Raw genomic sequence first — 22,571 nt, forward strand, 5'->3', positions numbered from 1 at the left:
TACTGAATGCGCCTGGCCGCGCAGTACAGGCACCCCTGCGCGAATAGGCGTGAGTGCTCTGGCGTGGCTCTGGCTTCGCTGCAGGTGCTGCATGTCATGCCACCTCGCTGAACAGATCGCCAGTTACCCAAAGGGCAAACAGCACTTCGGACTCAGGAACGTCGCCGCCAGCGCGGACCAAGTCGAGGAGGTGATTGGCTTGGGCGCGGGTCATGCTGCGGACTCCTTGCGAGCCTGGGCGCGGTAGCTGTCGCCCTCAAAAGTGACGATGCGGGCGGTTTCCGTCAGCCGGTCATAGATCCGCTCGCCAAGCACTTCGCGCAGCCCTGCCGGGTCTTCCGGCTTCTCGCGCTTGAGCTTGAGGTTTGCCAGCAGGATGGTGGGCATCATGTCCCGGTAGCGGCGGTCCATCACGTCGAACAGGATGTTCTGTTCGCTGTCGGTGCCGTACTGGACGCCGATCTCGTCAATCACCAGCAGCGGGACGCTGAACAGGACCGACAGGACTTGGCTCTCGGTCTTTTCCGAGTTGGGGCGCCATGTCGCGCGCACCGTACGAATCACCCCTGAGCAAGTCGTGTAGAGACCGCAGTACTCTGGCAGGATTGCTTGCAAGATGGCGGCGGCAAGGTGGCTCTTGCCAGTGCCAGGGGCGCCCAAAAGGATCAGGGAATCACCACGCTTGGCCTTCTGCGCGAAGTTCTCCGCGTAGTCTGTAGCCACAGCCAGTGCGCGCTTTTGCTCCTGCGTGATGGCGTTGTAGGTCTGCAGGGTGCGGCCGATGAACCGGCGCGGAATGGCGGCGTCCTCAAGCAGCGCCTCCAGACGCTGGCGGGCAGCATTTGCCGCCTTCTCGGCCTCGGCTTGGCGCTCGCCAGCCACTCGGGCTTCTTCGCAGTCAGGGCAAGGCGTCCACACCTCTCGGTTCATGCGCCCGATCTTGTAGCGCACGCCGGTCGATGTGTACGCGCCATGCGTTGCGCACTCCTTGCCGACTTCGCCCAGGGCATCCTTGGACGTGTCGAGCAGTTGTCCAATGCTCTGGGCGGTGTTTTCAGGCGAATGTTCCATCTGCGTTCACTCCTGCGGAATAGTTCATTGATGACAAGCCGCTGTGGCGTGTCGGCTGGGTTGGTTGTGTGGTTCGTGGGGTTTGCCGGTCTGCCAGCCATTCGGCCTTCAGCGACTGCCACCCCCGTTCGCAGCAGATCGTCACGGCCTCCTCCAGCGTCTTGCCCGCCTTCTCCGCCTCGCGGATCAATCCGTTCACAGCGGTGGTGGTCAGCGGTCCGGCCTTCTTCGCTTTCCGCACGGCCATGTAGTCCGAAAACAGTTGGTCAGGAACTCCGGGCATGGACGCGCACGCGCTCTTTTCCTTATTCCTTCCTTGTTCTTTTCCTTGTTCTTTCCTTATTCCATCCCCCGTTTTTGGGGGAGTTACATGGGAAAAACGGGGGAGTTCCACCGGAAAAACGGGGGAGTTATCGGGAAAAACGGGGGAGTTAGGTTCTGGTGCAAGTGCCCCGTTTTTGGGGGTCTTTGCGGAAATTTGGGGGAGTTGTTCGGGCTCATTAACTCCCCCGTTTTTGGTGGTGTTCAGGCGGTAAACAATCACCTGCCCGGTCATGCCGCGACGGGCTCCGGTGTCCACAATCCAGCCAGCCTCGCGCAGCCGCACAACGCTGGTTTCGATGGTCTTTACGTCCTGGCCGGTGATCTCGGCCAGGTGCTTTGCGGACGGCCAGCAAACCATGTCGCCAGATTCAGCGTTCACGCAATGAGCCATCGCCACCAAGACGAACTTGGTAGACGACTTGCCCACTTGCTGCGCCATTGCCCAGCTCACCGCTTCGTAGCTCATTCGGTTCCTGTGCGGGCTATACAGCCGCCTTGCTCAAAGCCTGACGGCGCAACGTGCTTGCCTGTCCGGTCTGCTGGTTCTCCAGCACGAAGCCGGGGTAACGCTTGAGGGCCATGGATGGGCGCTTGATGCCAGCAGATGGGCCGGGGTTGGCCTTGGGGCGGATGGTGGGGAAGGTCATTGCGCCAGCCCTTCCACTTGGCGCATCAGCTCCGCAATCTGGGCCTTCACGGCTTCCACTTGCTTGATGCCCTTGTTCTGCAGATCGGGAGCAAGAAATCGCTCCACCAGATACAGCACCGGGGTCTTGTCGCCCGTCTTCTCGATGTACGTTTCCAGGCTGTCAACCGAGAAGCGGCGTGATGGGTCATCGCTCAGTTGGACAGACAGATTGCTGGGCGCTTGATCCAAGTCGATAGCCACGCGCTTGAGGCCGCGCTGATAGACACCGGTGGCGATGCAATCGCGCAAAGAACCGTAGCGCTCCACAAGGCCCGGCTCAAAATTCAGGGTGAGTTGAGAAGGGCTGATAGCGGCTGATTTCATGTCGTATCTCCGGGTATCGCTGGTTATCAATGGCGTGCCAAACAATGGACGCCATGAACACGAAAGAAAAAACGCCCAGACCCGAGGGCCTGAGCAAAGGCCACTGCGAAGTGGCACTGGAGGGATTGGGTAGCCATGGGTTAGGCCGCTTGGATGGCTTTGGCTTTGCGTTGCTTTGCCAGCTCGGGCCAGATGCCGAGCCAAGTGCGCTGGCACAGCATTTGCCGAGTGAGCTGCCCCTTGGTGGCGTCCTCAATGCGGCGCGCCTCCGTGGGGTTCATGTCACGCCGCCCGGTCAGGCACTGGTACAGGTACTGCTCATGCACGCCCACCTTGGCGGCGAGCGCGCGGCGGAGTTCTGGTGTGATTTGGCTGGTCATGGAGCGTCATTCTGTCGAAACGCTAGCTACTTGTCAAGCGTTTCGACAGAAGCGGAATGCTAGAAATCCGAATGAACACGACAGACCCATTTGTTTTGGCGCTACAGCGCCTGTGCGACCGCGTTGGGGGGCATGACGCCCTGGCCGCTCGGATAGGCGCAAACGGCCAATCCATCTATCAAATCGTTTCGCAGCGCAAGCTGCCAAGCGGGAACCCTAAGGGAGTCGGCCCAAACCTGCGCGCGAAGATCACCCAGGCTTTCCCTGACTGGTTAGATCAAGCTTTGGAATCCGACGCTTCCGTAATACCCTCTGCGCATTCGTTACAAAATGAAATCAGTGATGTTGTAATCCGGCAATTCGAGACCGGGGGATCAATGGGACGGGGGATCGTGTTGGCAGAGCAACCAGGTGTGATTAAGGAATGGCGGGTTTCCGACCGCTGGGCGCAGGAGAACGTGCATCGCATCACGGCCACCAAGAATCTAGCCATCGTGACCGGCTTCGGGCCATCCATGCAGCCTCTTTTCAATCCCGGCGACCCGCTTTTGGTGGACACGGGTATAAATCGCGCAGACGTGGATGGGATCTACTTCTTCCGCGTAGGCGAGGAAGGATTTGTGAAGCAGCTCCAGCGCATCCCGACAGCTGGCGGCTTGGTTCTGCGAGCCAAAAGCTACAACACTCTCTACGATCCGTTTGACATCGTGGCGGGGATGGATTTTGAGGTCTTCGCCCGCGTGGTGAAGGTGTGGAAAGGCGAGGAGTTTTAGGAGATTTCATGCAGGTAGTCAAAACATCTCTATTTACGCTCGGGCTGGTTGTTCTGACCGGTTGCGCAACCAACATGCCGACACCGGCAAGCCAGATCACCGGGGCCTACGTGTCGCCGCTGAAATACGAGCCATATGACTGCGCCACGCTATCTAACGAGCTGGCCTCCCTCTCACGGCGGGAGAACGCCCTGGTAGCAGCGCAGAACCAGCGTATTAAGACTAGCGAAACGCAAGCCTTTTGGATGGGCTACGGCACCGGGGACGGCGTAGAAGCAGCTGAGCTGGCAACGGTGCGCGGAGAACGTGAAGCCGTAATGACCGCCAGCGGCAAGAAAAACTGCAAACAGTAGAGGCGCATATGAAAAAGCTCTTGACCGTGGTTGCCTTCATCTGCATCTCCATAGGCGCAAGCGCCCAACAAGACGAAGCAGAAAGAGAGCGCGCGAGATTGGCTGCACTGCGAGCGGACTTTGATCGGCAGGCGCGCGAGGACGCCATGCAGGAGCAGATCCAGCGCCAGAACCAAGCATTGCAGCAGATGCAACAGCAACAGCAGCAACAACAGATCATCAACGGCTTGATGTTGATGGAGGCCGCAAGACCAAGGCCAGCGCCAAACCCGCTAATGGCGCCTTCCGTGTCATGTCAATCCCGCTATATGGGCGGTGCTGTTTACACGAACTGCAACTAGTCCGCCACGCCCAACAGGCCGCCCGCTGAGGCGGCTTTTTTTTGCCTACAGCGCAGTTACTGACCAACGGGTCATAAATAATCTAGCGCATAACTAGCGTAACGCTTGACGTGCTATGTCGTTTCGCTAGAATAACACCCATACCGCAGCGAAAGCCTAAGACGGTGTCGGGTGAGCGGATCGGCGGTCACTACGGAAACGGTTCCTTAACAACTGAGCGCAATCAGGCGGGGGCACTTGTCAGCAACAGTGAAAGCCATACGGGGCACCGTGGTGGCGAGGTCATTCGAGTGGGCAGGCCCATACCAAGTAGCTGCCAAGTGGCGTACCTCTAACCAAAACGTACATGCGGCGGAATGGCCCCGATGAGAGAGGTGGGGCGAAGTGCCTCCACCTGATTGCGCTCAAACACCCCTGCGGTTCGCGAAAGACGACAGCAGGCACAAGCCGGGAGTGGGGTAGCACCGAATCCGGATAGGCAACTGCAGGGCCGAACGCCTGCATACGCGGGATGCAACAGAGGCGGTCTCTCCCCCTCCCGTGCCGATCAACCACCAGGCAGCCAAGCGCTGCGAAGGAGAACACATGACCCGTCAATGAGATGAACAACCCGCCCTGCCAACGCGGGGCAATCCCAAAGCCTTGCGGGTCAGGGCTTTGGCATTCAAGGAGCACCAAATGATCGAACCAAGCCAACTGCAGCTGTTCACTGAAAAGCTCGTATCGCTGGGCATCCCGCACCACACGCTGAAGGTGTTCGGCAATCCCCGCCTGAGCGTGAACGTGGTGTGCAAGAGCCGCACTGCTGCTGACCGCTGGGCAATGGTCCTGGCCACCATCGAGCCAGGCAGAAAGATCGCCTGCGTCAAAACGCGAATTGAGCGCGTGGCTTTCAAGCGTGATGCAGCAAATCAGACATCGCTGCGCGGCTGGCTGGTTTCCCTGTAACCCCCCCCAATTCAACAAACTAGGAGAAGAGCATGGACTTGAACGCATATCTTATGGGCTTCCGAGACCATCGCGGCTACGGCCATGACGGAAGCCATTTCCCGCTTGCAAAACGCATCACCTGCAAAGATGGGTTTTCGCTGTCAGTTCAGGCAACGCACGGATCGTATTGCTCTCCAAGGAAAAACTTGGGGCCTTGGTACGAGGTTGAGGTGGGTTTCCCAAGCGCTGAACCAGAGCTGATCATGAGCTATGCGGAGCAGCCAGAAAAGCCAACGGACACAGTTTATGGCTATGTGCCGATTGAACATGTAGAGCAGCTGATTGAGCTACACGGCGGGATCGTTACCGATGCCTAACCCCCTCCCTGTCTTCCTATAGACAGGGCAAGCTACCTGGGCGTGATGCTCAGGGCCACCAATAGCGCCCATTGCGGATGACGACCGAACACAGCGCCTCGTCAGTGCTGTGGCAGTGGTCGCTATTGGTGGTGTCCGCATGACTGGATCTGGCTGGCTAGTACCCAGCCCGGAAGAAGTGACAACACCCCGGCCTGGCCGGTATCGAGATTGCGCTCAATCACGAGAGGTGAAGGTAGCCCGGCCACCACCAACTTATTAGCCCCGGATCGGATGGCGGCGCACTTGTCTATGCGTTAGTCGCCGGGTTCGACTCCCGGTAGGGGCGCCAACCAAACACACCACAAGCCCGCAACACGCGGGCTTTCTGCTTTCTGGAGAACAGCAATGAGCTTTGAAATCGACATGCTGGCCTGCGCAGCCGAAGAAGACCGCCGATCAAAGCGCGACGAGCTGATGCAGCGTGAAGAGGCGCGGCTTGCTGCTGTCGCAATCTTGGACGCCCGCCTGGGCAAGTACGACAGGCTGCTAGACGGACTGAGCTACCGCGACCACGACGAGCAGGTAATCGCGGCACTGATGGACGGTTGCGCCGCCGGTGTGCAGTCGTGCATTGCGGTGGTCAAGGCACTGGCAGACAAGCATGGTTATCACACAGCGGAGATTGACGAATGACCCGCACCGAACGCGACCGCCCTGCAGCACTGGCAGCGAGCGAGGCCAGCCAGGCGGCTATCAAGCGGGAGACCGCGCTACGTGATGCCGCGCCGGAGCTTGTTTTCCAGCTTTTATCGGCTGCCAACTACATCGACGCTCTTGGCGGAGATAGCAAGAGCTACCGCGCAGCCATAGCCAAAGCCACCGGAGACACCCATGACTGATTCCAACTGGACCCTGCGATTCCCGCGCACAACCAGATGCGACGGGCACGCGATCTACCACTACCGACAACCGCTCACGAAGCGGTTTTTTTACGCCTGCATTCGCCACGGCTGGATATTCGCCGTCGCCATTCTTGCCGCGCTGGTTCTCACCGGCTGCAGCGACATGGACGCAGAACAGCGCAGCGCTGACAGCCTTATGGATGCGGTTGCACAGGCACAAGGAGCAACGAAATGAGTGAAGCAATCAAGCCGCCAGCCCGGCCATGGGTGGCGCGCGGCCGCGACGTGTATGTCGGTCGCAAGCGGGTCGCTTTCTCGGTGAACGCCGCAACTGATGAGCCGCTGAGCATGAAAGCAGATGTGGAGCGCGCCATGCAGATGGCCGCTTTTATCGCAGAAGCCGGAACAGTCCACCACGAAACCGGCCTCACTCCCCGCCAGCTTGTAGAGCGGGTGAAGGAGCTGGAGGACACCCTAGACCACATGGCAAAGAGCATGACGCGCCAACTGGATCTGATTGCAGAGCGCGCGCCGGGTGCTTTTCTGGACAAGCAACCAGTGATCAACACGCTGCGCATGCACTCTCAGCGAGCACAGAAAGCCCTCTCCAAGTCTCTCCCCAACACAGTAGCGGAGGTGAAGGAATGACAGCACGCCACACGCCAGGCCCATGGACCATCGGCGACGAAAACAACGCTTGCTGCGACGTACTGCTTGGCACGGAGCACAACCTCACCTGCAGCATGGACCGCCGCGACAACAACACCTGTGCCGAGGTGATCTCGCGGGAAGAAATGCTGGCTAACGCAAGCCTGATCGCAGCCGCGCCTGATCTGCTGGATGCGCTCCGAATCGCACGAGAGTTCATGAGCATTGCGTCCGACTGGAATTTTCATGAGGCCGAGATAAACGGAGAGATGCGCAGCACTTTCGACTGGCTTGAAGTCGTTGATGCGGCCATCGCCAGGGCAACCGGGGAGCCATCCCCATGACCGACCGCTACCTATTAGAGCTTGCCGCAGGACTATGGACCATCCTGGCCCTATCCATCGTGGCGCTGATTGTGGTGCTGCCATGAAAACCACCGCCCTACTAGCCTGGCTCCTTGCCTGTGCTGCAGCTCTCGCACTCGCATGGGTGCGAGTTTATTCACCACCGATTTATTGAGAGACACCATGTCAAAGACGCACTACAAGCGCCTGATGAACCCGGACTACATCGGCGCCTATTCGCTCAACGAAGGCGAAGACCTGACGGTGGTCATCGCCCATGTTGCGCGTGAAGTCATCACCGGGACGGGTGGGAAGAAAGAGGAATGCACAGTGGCTCACCTCAAGAACCAGAAGCCGATGATCCTCAACAGCACGAACCAGAAGAGCATTGCGAAGCTCTACGGGCCGTATATCGAGGATTGGGCCGGGAAGCCAATTACCCTGTTTGCCAGCACTACAAAGCTCGCTGGCGACACCGTGGAGTGCCTGCGCATCCGCCCGACCGTGGCGAAGCGCACGCTACCCAAGATCACCGATGAACGTCTCAAGGCTGCTGTGGACAAGATCAAGGCTGGGGAATACACAGCAGAGAAGGTGCGCGGCAATTTCACACTGACACAAGAACAGGATGAATGGCTTACGCAAGAGCTGCAAGTCGCTGCGGCTGGCTTGCCAGAGGATGCGCCCGCATGAAGCCATTCAAGTTCCGCGCCTCCAGCCTTGGCCGGATCATGACGGATGCGCAGTCGATTGAACCAGCCCTGCTGACCGAAGATCTCGCGGCAATCTCGCGCAAGACGAAGAAGACCGACGAGGAAAAGGCTCTGTTAGCCCCGCTGAAAGAGCAGTCTCTGTCTGCAGGCGCCAAGACATACCTTGACCAGCTTGCAAAAGAGTTTGTCTACGGCTACGAACAGACGTTCTCCAGCAAGTTCACAGAGAAGGGAACGATGGTCGAGGATGACTCAATCGAGCTTTACAACTCGGTGTTTTTTTCGTCCGTCACCAAGAACACTGAGCGCCGCGAGAACGACTGGATCACCGGAGAGTGCGACATCGTGCAGCCGAACCGGATAACGGACATCAAGTCCGCGTGGTCGCTGGCGACGTTCCCGGTAACGGCCGCTCAGGCGCACGACAACGACTATGAATGGCAGGGCCGCGCATACATGTGGCTGTGGGACAAGCCGGAGTTCGAGGTTGCGTGGTGCCTTGTAGATACACCGCCCGATCTGATCGGCTATGAGGATGAATCGCTGCACTACGTGTCGCACATCAACCCAGCCCTGCGCGTGACCCGCGTGCTCTATCAGCGCGACCCGGCAGCAGAAGAGCGCATCAAGATCAAGGTGAAGGCCGCAAACGCCTACATCGAAAAGACCATCCGCGAAATCGTGGAGCAACACCCGGTTTAACCAACTCCTGCCGCGCTGGGCGGCGGGCAATTTGAAAGGGCCATCATGGCAAAAATGTACGGTTTGATGCGCCTCGGGCGCGATGCAGAAGTCAAGACGCTACCGAGCGGAAAACAGGTAGCGAATTTGTCGCTGGCCTACAACTACGGGCAAAAGGAGGGCGACGTCTATCCAACCCAATGGATTGACGCGGCATTCTGGGGCGAGCGCGCGGAGAAGCTGGCGCCGTATCTGGTCAAGGGCTCATTGCACTGCTTCACCCTGGGCGATGTGCACATTGAGGAATACGAGAAGGATGGATACGCGGCATTCAAGCTGGCTGCGCGCGTGGACGACGTGGAGCTTGGGCCAAAACGTGACAGCGGGGGCTCTGACGCCCCGCCACAACGCCGCCCAGCCCCGGCACCACGGCAGGCCCAGGCGCCCGCCCCGCGTGGCTCCACAGGATCCGGGTTTGACGACATGGACCCAGATATCCCGTTTTAGGAGGCGCCATGCACTGCAAGCAATGCAACACAACGAAGGGTGCTGCTGAGTTCTACAAAAGCAACCCAAACCGCTGCAAAGAGTGCATCAAGGAGCGCGTGCGGGCGCATCGGCAAGCGAACCTAGAAGACATTCGGGCCTATGACCGCATGCGCGGTTCAATGCCGCATCGTGTGGCAGCGAGAGTCATGTATCAACAGACGGAACAAGGGAAGCAGGCACTGACGCGAGCAAGGCAGTCATACAAGGCAAGAAGGCCGGAACGCCGGGCGGCACATATTGCTCTTGGCAATGCGGTGCGCGATGGCCGCGTGATCCCTTGGCCCGTCTGCGCAGTACCTGAGTGCTGCGGCAAACCTCACGGCCACCACCCCGACTACAGCCGTCCCCTCGATGTGGTGTGGCTCTGCGACAAGCACCACAAAGAGGCGCACTCGCTTGTGAAACGAGCCGCCTAACCACCCCGCACCCCACCCCCAAGCCCTCCCCGTGAGGGCTTTTTCTTTATGACCATGCCAAGAAAAGTGCACACGACAGAAAGCCTACTTGCCCGCGTAGATGAATTTGGGGACTGCCTGATCTGGAACGGCTACATGGCAAACAACACACCTTATGTCTTCCACGAAGGAAAGATGACCAGCGTAAGGGGTTTGCTGTGGAAGCTGTCTGGCAAGAAGGTCCCAGATGAAAAGGTGTACTACCGGGCAATCTGTCAACAGGACGGATGCGTCAACCCTGCGCACATCCGATGCGACACCGAGGCTGACCATATGAAAAGACTCGCGCAACCTGAACTGAGGACGGCTGCAGGCGAGGCTATCCGAGCGGCAAAGATTTCTCAGCACAAACGGAAGCTGAGCCGGATCACGGAGGAAACCATTCAGGAAATTCTCCACAGCAACGAAACAGGCCCTGAGATTGAGCGACGCCTGGGAATCAGCAGATCGCTGGTTAGCCAGTACCGCAGGGGCAGACTTGGAGCAACCAGGGCGAGCAACCCATTTCAGGGCCTTGGCGCCCGATAGGAGCAGGACATGACGGACGCAAAGGAGCCAACCTTAAAACAGTGGAAGCGCCGCGCCCTGCAGGCAGAGCAGCAGGTGGAGTTTCTGCAGGGCGTGCGGGCAATGGAAAGCGACAAGGAGATGCGCCAGTTCCGCGAGCTGGCTGCGTTGCGGGTTGCGCTCAAAGAGGCGCGCGAAATCATCAACTGGGCATTGGAGCAGCAGACATGACAGAGCACAACATCATCAGCGTGAGCGGCGGGAAAGACAGCACAGCCCTGCTACTGCTGGCAATCGAGCGCGGTGCGGAGAACCTGCAGGCCGTGTTTGCCGACACGGGGAACGAGCACGAACTCACGTATGACTACGTGCGCTACCTGTCAGATGCCACCGGGGTTCCGATCCGCTGGGTGCGCGCCGATTTTGCCGACCGCATCGCGGGCAAAAAAGAATACGTGCTCACAAAGTGGGCGGCAAAAGGCGTGCCGCAGGCCGACATTGACCGGGCCGCTGCCGCGCTGGTGCCAACGGGAAATCCTTTCCTCGACCTGTGCATCTGGAAGGGTCGATTTCCCAGCACCATGGCCGCGTTCTGCAGCGCAGAACTGAAACGCGACCCCATCGTGAAGCAGGTACAGACCCCGCTTCTGGCCGCTGGCGATGACGTGCGTAGTTGGCAGGGTGTGCGCCGGGACGAATCTCTCAAGCGCCGGTTTCTGCTGGAGCTGGAGCAAGTGCCCGTCAAACACCCAGGAGAGCTGTGGAACTACCGGCCCATCCTCGATTGGACCGCAGAGGATGCCTTCGCCATGCACCGCAAGCACGGCATCAAGCACAACCCGCTGTACGAAATGGGCATGGGCCGGGTCGGCTGTATGCCCTGCATCAACTGCCGCAAGGATGAGCTGCTGGAAATCAGCAAGCGCTTCCCAGAGGCTATCGACCGCATCCGCGAGTGGGAGGCCGCTGTAGCAAGCGCCAGCAAACGCCAAGCAGCAACCTTCTTTGCGGCAGCCAACCACGGCGACAACGTAACGCCAGCCGAGGCGGTTGCCATGGCCAACATCGACGCGGTGGTGGAGTGGTCGCAGACCAGCCGAGGCGGGCGGCAGTTTGATTTTCTGCGGATCGAAAACGATGGGCCGCAATGCTCATCCATCTATGGGCTTTGCGAATAGGAGCAGCAGACATGACCAATACAGACATGAGCAGGGAGCGCGAGGACTTCGAGGCGTGGGCGCTTTCGCAAAAGCTTGGAGAGTACACCGAGCAGATGGGGTTCAGGTTCTTCGACGCAGGCGACGGATACCCATCATGGAGGGCATGGCAGGCCCGCGCCTCTCTCGCAGCAAGTGCGCCTGCGCCATCGGCGCACATCAAAGAGCCCTACACACTGGCAGAGATCAAAGCCAAGATAGCCAGCAACGACTACAGCGCTGAGATGCTGTTGCAGCACGCAATGCTGCTGCTGGATAGCGCCTACCTCTCAGCAAATGCAGGGGAGCCGGTGGCGCACCTTTGGCAGCACTGCGAAACGGGCCGCACACGCATCGTGATGCCCGACATGATCGTTGACGCTGATGCAAGCTGGCAAGTAGTCGGCCCCCTGTACTTGGGCGCCGCCCCACCTACAGCACAAGCGGAAGGGTGGAGGCTGGTGCCGGTGGAGCCGACACTTGCTATGGGCTGGGCATACCTCGACGCCGCCAGGGAATCTGAGCCGGGGAAAACACACACGTTCAATTACGCTGGCTATCGCGCAATGATCGCCGCCGCCCCTCCCGCATCTGAGGCAAAGGGGGCGTAGTGCAGTACATCCTCACCCAGGAAGAGTACGACGCCCTGCGCCGCGATCAGGGCGTCCGCGTGACCAACAGGAAGGCCGAGCTGCAGAAACTCTGCACCGATGCAGCCAACCACATCCCCATCGTGCGCGACTGGGCGCCGAATGAGCCACCAGCCCCGTGGGGCTGCATCCTCGACGAGGGAAGCCCGAATTACCGTGGCTACTGTGACGACTGCCCTGCCAAACAAATCTGCCCACATGACGGCAAGGAATACAGCCAATGACCACCACATCCCCCACCCAAGGCGAACACGCCCAGCCGGAAGCGCTGCAGGATTTTGAGGTCCGCAAGCTGGCAGCAATCGGTGCCGTCAGCACAAGCAGCGGCCTGGTAGAGCGCCGCCCCATCGAGTACCGCCGCGAACTGGAAGACCAGTTTGTGCGAGGTTTCCGAGCCGCAGAAAAGCGACTTGCCGCCAAGGTTGCCGCGCAGCCAGCAGCGCCCCAGGGCGGGGCCTATGCTGAGCTGCCATACGCACTGACGCGCATGGACCAGGGGGCGCACATAGAGCGCTGGCGGGTTATCGACATGATGGAGGACTACGCCGACGCCACACACGCCCTGCGCGCATCCCATGGGCAAGCACCAGCCCCCACGCCCCAGGCAGACAGCCAGCCAGCGCCAGTTGGTGCGGATGTGAAGCGTCTCGATCCTTCGCAGCCGCTACATGTCAATTTGGCCCATTTGGCCAAGTCCCCGAAAGCAGCGATTGAGGCATTTGGCGCTGAATGGGCCGGTTGGTGTGCAGCCTCCGCAATCGACGCACTCCGCGCAGCCCGTGCCCCGGCAGACAGCGGGGCGGCACCCATGACGCCGAGCCTGACAGACGACCAGATTGAGAAGGTTTACAGCCTAATGAATCGACGATTGTTTGAAGGGAAGAGGCCTTGCTACGCCGAAGTGAGGGCCATGCTCTCCGCAGCGCCCACCCCACCCGCCCAGGCGGCAGACAGCGTGCTGGAGGATGCGGCGCGGTTGGATTGGTTGGATCAGCAGTGTGAAGCCTACGGATTTCAAGACATTCACGAGGGCAACCGCTGGGAAATCAGCGGCCCTTACGCAAACGTGCGCGTCGCTATCGACGCTGAACGCGCAGCCCGCAAGCAAGGAGCAAACCATGACTGAGCAAACACAGCCCACGGATGCGGAAATCAAGGAGATGATCCCCGACGGCGATGAATGGAAATATGGCGTTGGGTTTTCCGAAGCCATCATGTTCGCCCGCGCAGTCCTCGCCAAGTGGGGCACGCCGCCAGCAGTGGCGGGAGAGCCGGTGGCGTGGCAACAGGGATCCCTGACGACATTGAACCAAGACCCATACCCCGCACTTGGCAAATGGTTTGTTCAGTTTTGGGAAGGTGATGACGTTGCCGCAAGGGTCTATGGCAGCGATGCGGAGACTTTGCGGCGTCGATGCGCGGCGATCACCACCCCGCAGCCCACCCAGGCGCAGGCCGGGGCGGTGCCGCTGACACACGATGAGGCGTTGGATGCGTTCTGCCACACACCGGGCATTCATCAGTTTGTGCAGGCGTTCGTGGCGGGCGTGCGCTTCGCAGAGCAGCACCACGGCATCAAAGGAGGCCAGCATGGCGCTGAGTGACAGAGACTGCCGCCACGGCAGGCAGATTGGCAAATGCGCGGACTGCGCCCTTGACCACATGGAGATGGCGGCAGACGCAGAGGCGCGCAGGGTGGATGAACTCACTGCACTGCGCAAGCAGGACGACGCGCTGATCCGGAAACTGGTTGATGCGCTTGAGTACCACACCATGCAAACACGGCCAATCTCTAAAACTGAGAAGGTACTCACCGCCGCCCGCGCCCGCCTGGAGAAATCACCATGACCACCACAACCGGCTGGCCACCATCGGCACTGATGCAGGACGACTGCAAAGCGTTGAGCAAGTGGCTTGCACGCCGTGCCTGCTGCATTTGCTGGCGACTGAAAGCAAGGGAGACACCATGACCCCAGACCAAGTCAAAACCTTCGCCCACCAGGCCAACGTCTACGCCTGCCAGGCGTGCTTGAAGCTGGAGGACTGGCAGGGCACGCGAGACCAGAAATTTGCCGAGCTTGTCGAAGCGGAAACGCTGCGGCGGGCTACGGAGCCCGACCTCACCCAACTGACAGAGCGCGGCGCTACAGCCTGGGATGGTGTTGATCCGCAGAAGTTGAGAGAAAGGGGTGTGCTGTGACTGATCGTGAATTGCTGGAGGCGGCGGCGAAGGCTGCTGGTATTGCTGCGCGTTGGAACGAAAACCCACCTAGCACCGTGCAAATTGATGACTTTGGTGATGCGGGCTGGTGGAACCCACTTGATGACGATGGCGATGCGCTGCGGCTGGCGGTGAAGTTGGGCATGCAAATTTGGCGAAACACGGGCGGCACCGTTTCCGCAATGCCTCCGGGTGACGCCATCAACTTTTGGGAACGCCTCAAAGATGAGCTTACGCCCGACCCCTACGCCGCCACCCGCCGCGCCATCGTCCGTGCAGCCGCTGAAATCGGAAAGGCAATGCAATGATCAAACTACCTGAGTCAGCCCTGAAGCCGTTTGCGATGGGTGACTGCTACACCGCCGCCCAACTCAAGCAAGCCATGCGTGATGCGCTGGAAGAAGCGGCGCAGGTGTGCGACAACCTCACCAGCGAATGGACGCCGGAAGATTGCGCCAAGAAGATCCGCGCCATCAAGGAGACTATCCAATGAGCAAACATGAAGAACTGATCAAGAAGCTGCGCCGTCTGGCACTTGCGGCAACCCCTGGCCCATGGTCGTCAATCAGCCGGGCCTCGTACTGGGGCGAGGAAGAAGGTGATGTTGACGGCCCTGATGGCGAAGAAATACGCGGGGCAGAGCATGTAGAGCCACTGTCTAGCCAGGAAACTAGACGCGGGCAGGCTTGGCTGCGAGACACCGACTACATCGCCTGCGCTCATCCGCAGAACATCCTTGCGCTCATCGACCTCATCGAATCCCAATCCCGAGAGATAGCCGACATGCAACAGCAGGAATCCGAGCTTTGCACCCTGTATGCAATGGCTGAGGCTGAGTGCAAGAAACTGCGGGCGGAGATTGATGCCATGGAGCGGCAAGTGGAAATCCTCACCGATGCATTGGCGGAAAGCCGTAGGGAGGGCGACGGGTGGCGCAAGGATGCGGAGCGGTATCGCACATTCATTGATTGCGGCCAGCCGATTTGCTTTATGGGCGAAGAGTATTTCGGTAAGGAGGCGTTAGATGCCGCCATCGACGCTACCAAAGGAGCCAATCATGGCTAGCCACTCAAAAGAACGCCAAGAAGTCATCGAGGCCAAGCGCAACACAAGGGAGAGGGATGGCTACACAGAAATCATTGGCGCGTCTGGCGGCGCAACTCCTTACCCAGAATTCTGGACCGGAGCCAATCCACCAGATCGCACGCCAATAGAAGCAGAGCTAGATCGAATCATGAACGCAGCAAGACTGCACTGGAGTCACTCATGAGCCGCAGAGCCCGCACCTACCGCGAAGCCTACAACGCCAAGCACTACCCCGAGCGCTGGCAGGACGAGCGCGACACCGACGACGAAGACATACCCGACCGGGACGACGAGCCCGAGCCGGTGCATACCCTCAACTGAGCCCCTAGCGGGCTCTTTTTATTTCTGAGCCATGACCGCCTATTACAACGAGATAGACCCGTTCGCGGCTCAGTGGCTGCGAAACCTCATCAACGCTGGGCACATTGCGCCTGGCATCGTGGACGAAAGGAGCATCGAGGATGTCTACCCCAGCGATTTACGCGGCTTCACCCAGTGCCATTTCTTCGCAGGCATTGGCGTTTGGTCCCATGCCCTCCGGTCTGCCGGATGGAGCGACGACAGACCTGTTTGGACTGGTTCCTGTCCGTGCCAACCTTTCAGCGCGGCAGGCAAAGGAGCTGGGTTTGATGACGAGCGGCACCTGTGGCCAGCCTTCCACCACCTCATCAAAGAGTGCCAGCCTCCAATCGTCATTGGAGAGCAAGTTGCAAGCGCTGACGCAATGCCTTGGCTCGACCTTGTACAAACTGACCTGGAAGCCTTGGGCTACCCCTTCGGGGCGATCCCGTTCCCGTCTGCGGGCGTCGGCGCTCCGCACATCCGAGACAGGCTCTACTGGGTGGCCAACGCCAACGGCGGCACTGGCGGACAAGGGGGTGAGAACGTTAGCCGGCGGATTGATGGAAGCGATGCGCAGCCACGGGCCGGACTTGGCGGCGGCCGCGTGCTTGACCGGTTGGCCAACCCCACAAGCGCGGGACCACAAGGGCGCGAACAACCCGGGGAACGAGATGACGCACAACGCACGTCCGTTGAACGAGATGGTGCGGCTGGCGGGATGGCCAACGACGACAGCGACCGATGCGAGCCGCGGCGTGAAGGATGCGAGGCCATGGGACACGGGCAAGCCACTGGGGCAGATCGTGGCCCTGGCGGGTTGGCCGACACCACTGGTGGGCAGCACATCGCCAGCGGCGCATGGGCAGATCAGCGGGCAATGGCGGGAAGCCATGGAGCCCTGCAAACCTCACCCGGACCAACCAGCCCGACTAACGGCTTCTGGGCAGATGCTGACTGGCTCTTCTGCCGGGATGGAAAGTGGCGGCCAGTTGAACCCGGCTCATTCCCGCTGGCTCATGGGGCTCCCGCCCGAGTGGGACGCCTGCGCGCCTACGGCAACGCCATCAACGCGAAAGCCGCGCAAGTCTTCATTGAATGCGTGATGGACAGCCTCTAACCCACCGCCCCGCTAAGGGGCTTTTCTTTTTGGAGGTCAGGATGAGCGATCTGATGACGCTTGATGACATCAGCACGGCATTGAATCTATCCCATGCGTACACCAGGGATCGGCTGGTGAAGCGCCCCGATTTCCCGCGCCCGGCCCTTGCGCTTTCCCAAAAGTGCAGGCGCTGGAGCCGGGGGGATTTCGAGAAGTGGGTCAGCAAAAACATGAAGATGCAGGCCCGGTGATTACGCACGAAATTACGCATTCTGCGAAATTGCCTATGAGTTCGATTCCGGCCCCGGGCACCACAGACAAGGCCGCATGGTTTCTCAATCGTGCGGCCTTTTTATTTCTGTTCAGCAATCAAGACAGGCGCTGAACCCCAGTGGCAAAACAGGGCAACCATGCTCCGCGCCATTGGCTTTGTCGCCCTGTTGCAAGCGTAATTCTGGCCGTCAGAGCTAGGCGGAGGAGCGCACCTCCAGCCGAAAGCCAGGCGCTGTTCTTAGCCGGCGAATGCTGTTGATGATTTCGAGGTGAGGCAGTGACCCAACCTAGTCACTTGCTAACAGTTTGAGCGCAAAATCCCCGCCTTCATGATTCAGCCACAGCGAATGCTTGTACGCCTAGCCGAGTCAACGGACGCCGCCCCACTTCCTCGCATCGAGAAGTCCGCAAGCGAGCTGTTCGCATCGCTGCCAGGCCTTGGGTGGTTGGCCACCAGCGCTGTCACGTCCGTTGCCGAGCACCATCGGCTGATCAAGAAACGAACGGTGTGGGTCGCTCATCCGCTCTCAGGTGCGCTGGTCGGCTTTTTGGCGGCAGCGCAGTTTGGTGATGAGTTGCACATCTGGGAGCTGTCGGTACACAGTGATTGGCAGCGAAAGGGGATTGCCAAGACCCTGAGGCAGCACGCGACCGAACACGCCAAGGTCTGCGGCCTCCAAGCAGTGACACTGACCACTTTCACGGATGTGCCCTGGAATGGCCCAGCGTACGCAAAGATGGGGTTCCAGCAAGTACCGTCGCCTGACGAGCGCTTGCGTGGGATCCTGCAAGCGGAAGCTGCGCGCGGCCTGCCTGCGCACCGCCGAACAGCTATGCGCCTGCCGTTGCAGCAATAGGCACCAGGGCTGTCGCGCATGCAAGCCCTGCAGTTGCGGGGCGCTCTGTTCAACTTGCGCAAGATCACAAGGCGGTCGCCGCGTTGGGCTTGCTGTCAACGTGTGCATTCCGCGCTGAGCGGTTAACCGGCATGCGGTGCCGGTTTGCCACTCACAACCGAGGCGGTTTGCCCACCGGGTCGCCGGACTCGTCCTCTACCTCCCCCGCATAGGGCCCGGTGCTGGAGGCCGGGGGCAGGCTGGGCTGTGGTGGCAGGGTGGGTAGTTCCGTGCTGGGCGGCAGGTCTCCCGGGGGCAGCGGGAAATGCTCGGGGACTTTATGCGCGGGGTGTTCGTTGGGATCGTTGGGCATGCGGGGCTCCTTGGTGGTAGAGCCTTCATTGGGCGGCGCTGCGCTGCCGGTGCCTGTAGGAGGCCGCGCAAAGACAAAGCCCGCCCAGGGCGGGCTGTGGGCTACAGGTGGCAAGGCGCGGCGTGCGGCGTGCGGCGTGCGGCGTGCGGCGTGCGGCGTGCGGCGCATGCCCAGGTCAATGGCGGTGCGCCAGTTTCTCTGCGCCGTCGCCCATGGCGGGCGCCTGGCTGTACCCACCCATCGGCCCGCCAGGCGCGTTGTTGCCCGGCGCCGCAGGCGGCGCGCGGCGCACGCGGGGGACCACACTGAGCTGCACGGTGTCCAGCACGGGGCCGGGCACCACGCTCAGGCTTTTGCGGGGCAGGTCCACCAGCTGCTCTGCGTGCCACACGCGCACCTGGGCGGCGCCGTCGGGCACGGCGGGGAAGCGGGCGATACCGTCGGTGTCGGTCTTGATGGCCCAGGGGGAGTCGGTCACGAAGATGTGGCCGCGCATGGATCCGTGCAGATGGCACGACAGCAGCACCGCGCCGGCAGCGTCAAGCTTGACTTCGGCGGAGCTGGCCGGTTTGCCCTCGGACTTGCCCGCAAGGCGCAGTTCAAACCCACTGGCAGCGGTCGCGGCAGTCAGGCCTGCCGCAGCGCCGCGCACGTGGTGGTCCCAGCGGTCCTGGTTGGTGAAACGCACGGTGGTGCCGGGTTCCACCACCGTCACGGCGGGCACAAAGCGCATTTTTTCCTGCTCGATGGTGGGGCTGGGCTGCAGCAGGCTAGGCGGGGAGCTGGCCGAATTGCTGGGGTAGACGACCACCACGGCATCGGGCACGGGCTTGCCGTCGCGGTCCAGCACCTGGATTTGTACATTTCCGGCGCTAGCGCTTATCCATAGGGCGCTGCCAGCTAGCAAAAAGATAGTATTTTTCATCATGAATTTAACGGACAGTGATCACGTCGCGGTGCATGGGTGCCAGCAGGGCCAGCAAGCGGTTTTGCTGGGTGAAAGGTATGCCTTGGGCATCCATGGCGCTTTGCAGCACCTCCACCAGGGCGTTGAAATGGCCCTTGTTGATGTCCATGTCGGCATGGGCCGATTTCATGTCAGCGCCTTCATATTTGCAAGGGCCGCCGCTCAGTTGGCAAAACTGGTCGGTCAGGCTCTCTTTCAGGGCGGCGGGCTTGATCGACTTGAAGTGGCTGCCGATGCGCGGGTCCGTGACAAGCCGGTTCACAAAATCATCCACCAGCCGGGTGATACCTGGCTTCTCGCCCAGGGCCTGGTACAGGCCCGCCGGCGCCGCTGGTGTTGTCTTCGCTGCGCTTGGCTGGGCCAACGCTGGCTGTGCCATCAAGCCCGCCAGGGCGAGGGCAAGCGCTGCGAGGTTTTTGGAGTGCGTCATGAAGGTCTCCTCAGAAAGCAACTTGGGCCGACAGGTAATAGCCGGTCTGGCGACGGTTGTTGGTGATGCCAGGCACGATGCGGCCAAGGTCCACATAGGCCAGGGTCAGCGACACGTTCTTGCTGGGTGCCCAGGCAATGAAAATGTCCTTCCAGTCGTCTTCACGCAGCGCCGCGCCGAAGCCTGCAGCAGCGCCCAGGGCCTGCAGGTTGTTGGGCTTGACGCGATATTCGGCGCCAACGGCCAGGTTCTTGCTGATGAGGTATGCCACCGAAAACTCAGGCTGCAGGCTGCGGCTGCTCTTGCCCGGCGCGGCGGAGCCAAATCCCAGCAATCCGTTCTGGTTGGCGTTGGTATAGCGCAGCGTGCCGTTGACGAGGAGGCTCTGTGCCAGGAAGAGCTTGGTCGCGCTCACGTACACATCGGTTCCGCTCGTCTTGGTGCCCAGGAAACTCAGCACCGATCCGATCGTGCCGGGGTGCGTGCGCTTATGCTCCAGCCCTACGGCAATCTGTGGCATGAAACTGTCGGCGTCCAGCACGGCATCGCCTGCCACCCGCAGCTTGATGCCAACAACATCCATCTTGATGTGCTGGCCGGGCGCCACGCCAAACGGTGCGATGCCGTTCAGGGCCAGCGCTGGCGATGCGTCGAAATCCTGCCGAGCCAATGACAGCTCCACCCGGTCGTGCAGGCCCAGGGCCACGCCATAGCCATTGACGCTGTAGTCCTGCGTGGCCGCGCGTGTGGCATAGCCGCTGAATCCCAACTCCCCCGCAGTGGTGTTGGTCCCGATGACTGCCCACGGGGTGAGGCCGCCGCCAGCCGAGCCTCCAATGCTGCTGACGCCGCCCGTGAGCAACAACTTGCCGGTGTCAGCCTGCGCAAGGCCTGCGGCCATCGCAAGCGCGGCTATCAATGTGCTGTGAAGCCTGTATTCCATCGTGATCTCCAGGGACAGTGGGTAGGATGTAAGCGGATGTTGCTTCCGTACTTACGCACAAGGCCTCCGCCTGGATTCAAACTTTGGAAATATTTGTGAAGGCGGGCTGAAGCCGCCGCCCCTAACGCACACGCATACACGCTACAGCGTGCGCTGAATCACGGCCCCCTTGAAAAGCACCGGCCCTGTAGGCCCCGTCTCACTGGGTACGCCGCCTTTGGGTTCCAGGCTGATGGCCAGGGTGGGGACCCGGCGCACGTCAGACTCGCCCGCCACCAGGATGGAGCGGGCGTCTTCCCCCAGCACCCCCAGCGACCTTGGTCCTCCGGTCGGCGGCAGTGCCCACAGCTGCAATGACTTGTCAGCGCCCTCACGGAATTCACCCACACGCTCCAACACCAACTGGTTGTGCTTGGGATCGAATGTGACCAGCATGGACGCCGCGGCATTTTCATCCGCGAGCACCGCCACGTACTGGATTTGTGGCGCGGCCTCCAGCTGCTGTTGCAGTGCGGCGATCTGCTGGCCGGCACTGGACCGGAGCGCGCCATACGTCTGAACCCCCACCGCTACGGCGGCCAGCGTCGCCAGGGCCCCTGCCGCTGCAGCGCCGCGCCACACCCACAGGTTTTGCCACCAGCCCTGGGCCCTGCGCGCGGCATCGCCGGACGCTGTGGAGCCCTGCGCAGGGGCCGCACATGCAGCCCGCAGCGCCTGGTCGGCATCGACAAGATTGTGAATGCGGGTCCACACATGCGCCGACGGCACAGCCTGCCCCTGCAGCTCGGTCAAGCCCGACCAGCGGCTGTGCCAGACCAGGGCCGCCGCCCGCACCGGGGCCTGCTCGCGGGCCAGCGACTCGAAGCGGCGGCGCGCGCCGCCGCGCAGGGTGCCCAGCGCGTAGCTTGCCGCCAGGCGGTCCAGCAGTTCAGGATGTCGTGACAGATTCATGCGGCGGTCCGGCCTCAGGCATAGCGCGCCATGCAGACGCGCAGTTGTTCCAGCCCGCGCCGGATCCAGGTCTTGACCGTCCCGAGCGGCAGCCTGAGCTGCTCGGCCAGTTCGCCGTGGCTCAGGTCCCGCAGGTACGCCAGGCTCACCACCTCGCGCTGCCTCGTTTCAAGCCGCGTGAGGCACTGGTGCAACGCAAACGCCTGCTCGCTGGCCGCCGTGGCGTCCATGGGGCTCACGCCATCGCCTGCCATCGTTTCGGCGAATGTCTCGTCCCAATCGCTCATCAAATCGGCGCGGTCGCTGCTGCGCTTGCGCAGCGCGTCCAGCGCACGGCTGCGCACGATGAGCCCCATCCACGCCAGGGGCGGGCTGAGCGACGCACGGTAGCTGCCAGCAGAACGCCAGATCGTGAGGTAGGACTCCTGCAGCACGTCTTCGGCCGCGTCGCGGTTGCGCACCACGCGCAGCGCCAGGCCGAACAGGCAGGACGAGGTGCGCTCGTACAGGTTTTTCAACGCGTCGGCGTCCTCTGCGGCAATGCGGTCGAGGAGATTCATCAATTCGCTGTCTGGGGTGCTCATGCGCCCATTCTCTGGGATGGTGGGGTTCAAAGTGCTCGGGGTTTCCTGCACCTAGTCCACTGAATCCGAGAAATCGGCGGTGCGCCGGGGCTGCGGCGGGTGCGCGGCAAGGCGCCTGGTGCAGCCAAGGCTGGCTGCCTTGGCAAGGCGGGCAACGCCGCCGCGCGCCCGCCGCAGCCCCGGCCCGCAGGGTGAGGGTCTGGCGAGGGCCCCCACGTCGGTAACGGGGGGGCCCGGGGTGGGACCCCGCGGCGCCCCGCGGCCCGAATGGGGCCGAG

42 protein-coding genes are annotated in these 22,571 nt (G+C 61.2%); 31 read left to right on the forward strand and 11 right to left on the reverse strand.

The window, feature by feature from the left end:
• Positions 1-210: 210 nt before the first annotated feature.
• The 5 genes from ACK4HJ_RS20970 to ACK4HJ_RS20990 form a co-directional block, all read right to left on the reverse strand.
• Positions 211-1,071, reverse strand: coding sequence for an ATP-binding protein (locus ACK4HJ_RS20970; RefSeq protein ID WP_409835162.1), 861 nt, complete (start codon positions 1,069-1,071; stop codon positions 211-213).
• Entirely contained in the window at positions 1,055-1,861 is an 807-nt protein-coding gene (locus ACK4HJ_RS20975; protein ID WP_409835164.1) for a helix-turn-helix domain-containing protein, read from the reverse strand. Before ACK4HJ_RS20975 ends, ACK4HJ_RS20970 begins: the two co-directional genes overlap by 17 nt.
• A gap of 16 nt (positions 1,862-1,877) precedes the next feature.
• A complete protein-coding gene (locus ACK4HJ_RS20980; protein WP_409835166.1) occupies positions 1,878-2,042 on the reverse strand; it encodes a hypothetical protein in 165 nt (54 codons plus the stop codon).
• The gene (locus ACK4HJ_RS20985; protein ID WP_409835168.1) at positions 2,039-2,407 is read right to left on the reverse strand and encodes a hypothetical protein; all 369 of its coding nucleotides are present in this window, start codon (positions 2,405-2,407) and stop codon (positions 2,039-2,041) included. Before ACK4HJ_RS20985 ends, ACK4HJ_RS20980 begins: the two co-directional genes overlap by 4 nt.
• A 140-nt stretch (positions 2,408-2,547) precedes the next feature.
• Entirely contained in the window at positions 2,548-2,787 is a 240-nt protein-coding gene (locus ACK4HJ_RS20990) for a YdaS family helix-turn-helix protein (protein ID WP_409835170.1), read from the reverse strand.
• A 71-nt stretch (positions 2,788-2,858) separates the two neighbouring features.
• Between ACK4HJ_RS20990 and ACK4HJ_RS20995 the strand changes: the two genes are divergently transcribed.
• From ACK4HJ_RS20995 to ACK4HJ_RS21145, 31 genes are all read left to right on the forward strand, one after another.
• On the forward strand, positions 2,859-3,560 hold the full coding sequence (locus ACK4HJ_RS20995) for a helix-turn-helix transcriptional regulator (protein WP_409835172.1): 702 nt from the start codon (positions 2,859-2,861) through the stop codon (positions 3,558-3,560).
• Positions 3,561-3,568: 8 nt separating this feature from the next.
• Complete coding sequence (locus ACK4HJ_RS21000) at positions 3,569-3,913, forward strand: hypothetical protein (RefSeq protein ID WP_409835174.1); 345 nt, start codon at positions 3,569-3,571, stop codon at positions 3,911-3,913.
• Between the two features lie 8 nt (positions 3,914-3,921).
• Positions 3,922-4,254, forward strand: a complete 333-nt coding sequence (locus ACK4HJ_RS21005; protein ID WP_409835176.1) for a hypothetical protein — start codon at positions 3,922-3,924, stop codon at positions 4,252-4,254.
• Positions 4,255-4,932: 678 nt separating this feature from the next.
• Positions 4,933-5,202, forward strand: a complete 270-nt coding sequence (locus ACK4HJ_RS21010; RefSeq protein WP_409835178.1) for a hypothetical protein — start codon at positions 4,933-4,935, stop codon at positions 5,200-5,202.
• A gap of 32 nt (positions 5,203-5,234) precedes the next feature.
• Positions 5,235-5,561, forward strand: a complete 327-nt coding sequence (locus tag ACK4HJ_RS21015) for a hypothetical protein (RefSeq protein WP_409835180.1) — start codon at positions 5,235-5,237, stop codon at positions 5,559-5,561.
• 387 nt (positions 5,562-5,948) lie between these two features.
• The gene (locus ACK4HJ_RS21020; RefSeq protein WP_409835182.1) at positions 5,949-6,236 is read left to right on the forward strand and encodes a hypothetical protein; all 288 of its coding nucleotides are present in this window, start codon (positions 5,949-5,951) and stop codon (positions 6,234-6,236) included.
• On the forward strand, positions 6,233-6,442 hold the full coding sequence (locus ACK4HJ_RS21025) for a hypothetical protein (protein ID WP_409835184.1): 210 nt from the start codon (positions 6,233-6,235) through the stop codon (positions 6,440-6,442). Before ACK4HJ_RS21020 ends, ACK4HJ_RS21025 begins: the two co-directional genes overlap by 4 nt.
• Positions 6,435-6,680: a hypothetical protein gene (locus ACK4HJ_RS21030; protein ID WP_409835185.1), complete on the forward strand. Its 246-nt coding sequence runs from the start codon at positions 6,435-6,437 to the stop codon at positions 6,678-6,680. The genes ACK4HJ_RS21025 and ACK4HJ_RS21030 overlap by 8 nt, the downstream gene beginning before the upstream one ends.
• Positions 6,677-7,093, forward strand: a complete 417-nt coding sequence (locus tag ACK4HJ_RS21035) for a hypothetical protein (protein WP_409835187.1) — start codon at positions 6,677-6,679, stop codon at positions 7,091-7,093. Before ACK4HJ_RS21030 ends, ACK4HJ_RS21035 begins: the two co-directional genes overlap by 4 nt.
• Entirely contained in the window at positions 7,090-7,437 is a 348-nt protein-coding gene (locus ACK4HJ_RS21040; RefSeq protein WP_409835189.1) for a hypothetical protein, read from the forward strand. The genes ACK4HJ_RS21035 and ACK4HJ_RS21040 overlap by 4 nt, the downstream gene beginning before the upstream one ends.
• A gap of 183 nt (positions 7,438-7,620) precedes the next feature.
• Complete coding sequence (locus tag ACK4HJ_RS21045) at positions 7,621-8,130, forward strand: hypothetical protein (protein WP_409835192.1); 510 nt, start codon at positions 7,621-7,623, stop codon at positions 8,128-8,130.
• Positions 8,127-8,852, forward strand: a complete 726-nt coding sequence (locus ACK4HJ_RS21050; protein WP_409835193.1) for a hypothetical protein — start codon at positions 8,127-8,129, stop codon at positions 8,850-8,852. The genes ACK4HJ_RS21045 and ACK4HJ_RS21050 overlap by 4 nt, the downstream gene beginning before the upstream one ends.
• Before the next feature lie 45 nt (positions 8,853-8,897).
• Complete coding sequence (locus tag ACK4HJ_RS21055) at positions 8,898-9,338, forward strand: single-stranded DNA-binding protein (RefSeq protein ID WP_409835194.1); 441 nt, start codon at positions 8,898-8,900, stop codon at positions 9,336-9,338.
• 8 nt (positions 9,339-9,346) lie between these two features.
• The gene (locus ACK4HJ_RS21060; protein WP_409835195.1) at positions 9,347-9,796 is read left to right on the forward strand and encodes a hypothetical protein; all 450 of its coding nucleotides are present in this window, start codon (positions 9,347-9,349) and stop codon (positions 9,794-9,796) included.
• Between the two features lie 48 nt (positions 9,797-9,844).
• A complete protein-coding gene (locus tag ACK4HJ_RS21065) occupies positions 9,845-10,363 on the forward strand; it encodes a hypothetical protein (protein ID WP_409835197.1) in 519 nt (172 codons plus the stop codon).
• A 9-nt stretch (positions 10,364-10,372) separates the two neighbouring features.
• Complete coding sequence (locus ACK4HJ_RS21070; RefSeq protein WP_409835199.1) at positions 10,373-10,573, forward strand: hypothetical protein; 201 nt, start codon at positions 10,373-10,375, stop codon at positions 10,571-10,573.
• Positions 10,570-11,520 (forward strand): phosphoadenosine phosphosulfate reductase family protein, encoded by a 951-nt coding sequence (locus ACK4HJ_RS21075; protein ID WP_409835201.1) that lies wholly within the window; start codon positions 10,570-10,572, stop codon positions 11,518-11,520. The genes ACK4HJ_RS21070 and ACK4HJ_RS21075 overlap by 4 nt, the downstream gene beginning before the upstream one ends.
• A gap of 11 nt (positions 11,521-11,531) precedes the next feature.
• A complete protein-coding gene (locus tag ACK4HJ_RS21080; protein ID WP_409835203.1) occupies positions 11,532-12,149 on the forward strand; it encodes a hypothetical protein in 618 nt (205 codons plus the stop codon).
• Positions 12,149-12,412 carry a hypothetical protein gene (locus ACK4HJ_RS21085; RefSeq protein WP_409835205.1) on the forward strand — a complete coding sequence of 88 codons (264 nt, stop codon included), beginning with the start codon at positions 12,149-12,151 and terminating at the stop codon, positions 12,410-12,412. The genes ACK4HJ_RS21080 and ACK4HJ_RS21085 overlap by 1 nt, the downstream gene beginning before the upstream one ends.
• Positions 12,409-13,314 (forward strand): hypothetical protein, encoded by a 906-nt coding sequence (locus tag ACK4HJ_RS21090; RefSeq protein WP_409835206.1) that lies wholly within the window; start codon positions 12,409-12,411, stop codon positions 13,312-13,314. The genes ACK4HJ_RS21085 and ACK4HJ_RS21090 overlap by 4 nt, the downstream gene beginning before the upstream one ends.
• Entirely contained in the window at positions 13,307-13,792 is a 486-nt protein-coding gene (locus ACK4HJ_RS21095; protein WP_409835208.1) for a hypothetical protein, read from the forward strand. The genes ACK4HJ_RS21090 and ACK4HJ_RS21095 overlap by 8 nt, the downstream gene beginning before the upstream one ends.
• A complete protein-coding gene (locus ACK4HJ_RS21100; RefSeq protein WP_409835210.1) occupies positions 13,779-14,036 on the forward strand; it encodes a hypothetical protein in 258 nt (85 codons plus the stop codon). The genes ACK4HJ_RS21095 and ACK4HJ_RS21100 overlap by 14 nt, the downstream gene beginning before the upstream one ends.
• The gene (locus tag ACK4HJ_RS21105) at positions 14,033-14,158 is read left to right on the forward strand and encodes a hypothetical protein (protein ID WP_409835212.1); all 126 of its coding nucleotides are present in this window, start codon (positions 14,033-14,035) and stop codon (positions 14,156-14,158) included. Before ACK4HJ_RS21100 ends, ACK4HJ_RS21105 begins: the two co-directional genes overlap by 4 nt.
• On the forward strand, positions 14,155-14,388 hold the full coding sequence (locus ACK4HJ_RS21110) for a hypothetical protein (protein WP_409835214.1): 234 nt from the start codon (positions 14,155-14,157) through the stop codon (positions 14,386-14,388). Before ACK4HJ_RS21105 ends, ACK4HJ_RS21110 begins: the two co-directional genes overlap by 4 nt.
• On the forward strand, positions 14,385-14,717 hold the full coding sequence (locus tag ACK4HJ_RS21115) for a hypothetical protein (protein WP_409835216.1): 333 nt from the start codon (positions 14,385-14,387) through the stop codon (positions 14,715-14,717). Before ACK4HJ_RS21110 ends, ACK4HJ_RS21115 begins: the two co-directional genes overlap by 4 nt.
• Positions 14,714-14,902 (forward strand): hypothetical protein, encoded by a 189-nt coding sequence (locus ACK4HJ_RS21120; RefSeq protein WP_409835217.1) that lies wholly within the window; start codon positions 14,714-14,716, stop codon positions 14,900-14,902. The genes ACK4HJ_RS21115 and ACK4HJ_RS21120 overlap by 4 nt, the downstream gene beginning before the upstream one ends.
• Complete coding sequence (locus tag ACK4HJ_RS21125; RefSeq protein WP_409835219.1) at positions 14,899-15,474, forward strand: ead/Ea22-like family protein; 576 nt, start codon at positions 14,899-14,901, stop codon at positions 15,472-15,474. The genes ACK4HJ_RS21120 and ACK4HJ_RS21125 overlap by 4 nt, the downstream gene beginning before the upstream one ends.
• Before the next feature lie 201 nt (positions 15,475-15,675).
• Positions 15,676-15,816, forward strand: coding sequence for a hypothetical protein (locus tag ACK4HJ_RS21130; RefSeq protein WP_409835221.1), 141 nt, complete (start codon positions 15,676-15,678; stop codon positions 15,814-15,816).
• 31 nt (positions 15,817-15,847) lie between these two features.
• On the forward strand, positions 15,848-16,954 hold the full coding sequence (locus ACK4HJ_RS21135; RefSeq protein ID WP_409835223.1) for a DNA cytosine methyltransferase: 1,107 nt from the start codon (positions 15,848-15,850) through the stop codon (positions 16,952-16,954).
• Between the two features lie 41 nt (positions 16,955-16,995).
• Positions 16,996-17,187 carry a helix-turn-helix transcriptional regulator gene (locus ACK4HJ_RS21140; protein WP_409835225.1) on the forward strand — a complete coding sequence of 64 codons (192 nt, stop codon included), beginning with the start codon at positions 16,996-16,998 and terminating at the stop codon, positions 17,185-17,187.
• A gap of 468 nt (positions 17,188-17,655) precedes the next feature.
• Complete coding sequence (locus ACK4HJ_RS21145) at positions 17,656-18,066, forward strand: GNAT family N-acetyltransferase (RefSeq protein WP_409835227.1); 411 nt, start codon at positions 17,656-17,658, stop codon at positions 18,064-18,066.
• Positions 18,067-18,217: 151 nt separating this feature from the next.
• On the opposite strand, the gene ACK4HJ_RS21150 is transcribed toward ACK4HJ_RS21145, so the two are convergent.
• From ACK4HJ_RS21150 to ACK4HJ_RS21175, 6 genes are all read right to left on the reverse strand, one after another.
• Positions 18,218-18,586 carry a hypothetical protein gene (locus ACK4HJ_RS21150; RefSeq protein ID WP_409835229.1) on the reverse strand — a complete coding sequence of 123 codons (369 nt, stop codon included), beginning with the start codon at positions 18,584-18,586 and terminating at the stop codon, positions 18,218-18,220.
• A 7-nt stretch (positions 18,587-18,593) separates the two neighbouring features.
• Positions 18,594-19,346, reverse strand: a complete 753-nt coding sequence (locus tag ACK4HJ_RS21155; RefSeq protein WP_409835231.1) for a plastocyanin/azurin family copper-binding protein — start codon at positions 19,344-19,346, stop codon at positions 18,594-18,596.
• Between the two features lie 4 nt (positions 19,347-19,350).
• Positions 19,351-19,815: a group I truncated hemoglobin gene (locus tag ACK4HJ_RS21160; protein ID WP_409835233.1), complete on the reverse strand. Its 465-nt coding sequence runs from the start codon at positions 19,813-19,815 to the stop codon at positions 19,351-19,353.
• Between the two features lie 10 nt (positions 19,816-19,825).
• Positions 19,826-20,758, reverse strand: coding sequence for a DUF3034 family protein (locus ACK4HJ_RS21165; RefSeq protein WP_409835234.1), 933 nt, complete (start codon positions 20,756-20,758; stop codon positions 19,826-19,828).
• 141 nt (positions 20,759-20,899) lie between these two features.
• Positions 20,900-21,709 (reverse strand): anti-sigma factor domain-containing protein, encoded by an 810-nt coding sequence (locus ACK4HJ_RS21170; RefSeq protein WP_409835236.1) that lies wholly within the window; start codon positions 21,707-21,709, stop codon positions 20,900-20,902.
• A gap of 14 nt (positions 21,710-21,723) precedes the next feature.
• Positions 21,724-22,293, reverse strand: coding sequence for an RNA polymerase sigma factor (locus tag ACK4HJ_RS21175; RefSeq protein ID WP_409835238.1), 570 nt, complete (start codon positions 22,291-22,293; stop codon positions 21,724-21,726).
• Between the last annotated feature and the right edge of the window lie 278 nt (positions 22,294-22,571).

The organism is Acidovorax sp., from assembly GCF_046294525.1.
In the GTDB taxonomy this organism is placed as follows: Bacteria; Pseudomonadota; Gammaproteobacteria; order Burkholderiales; family Burkholderiaceae_C; genus Acidovorax.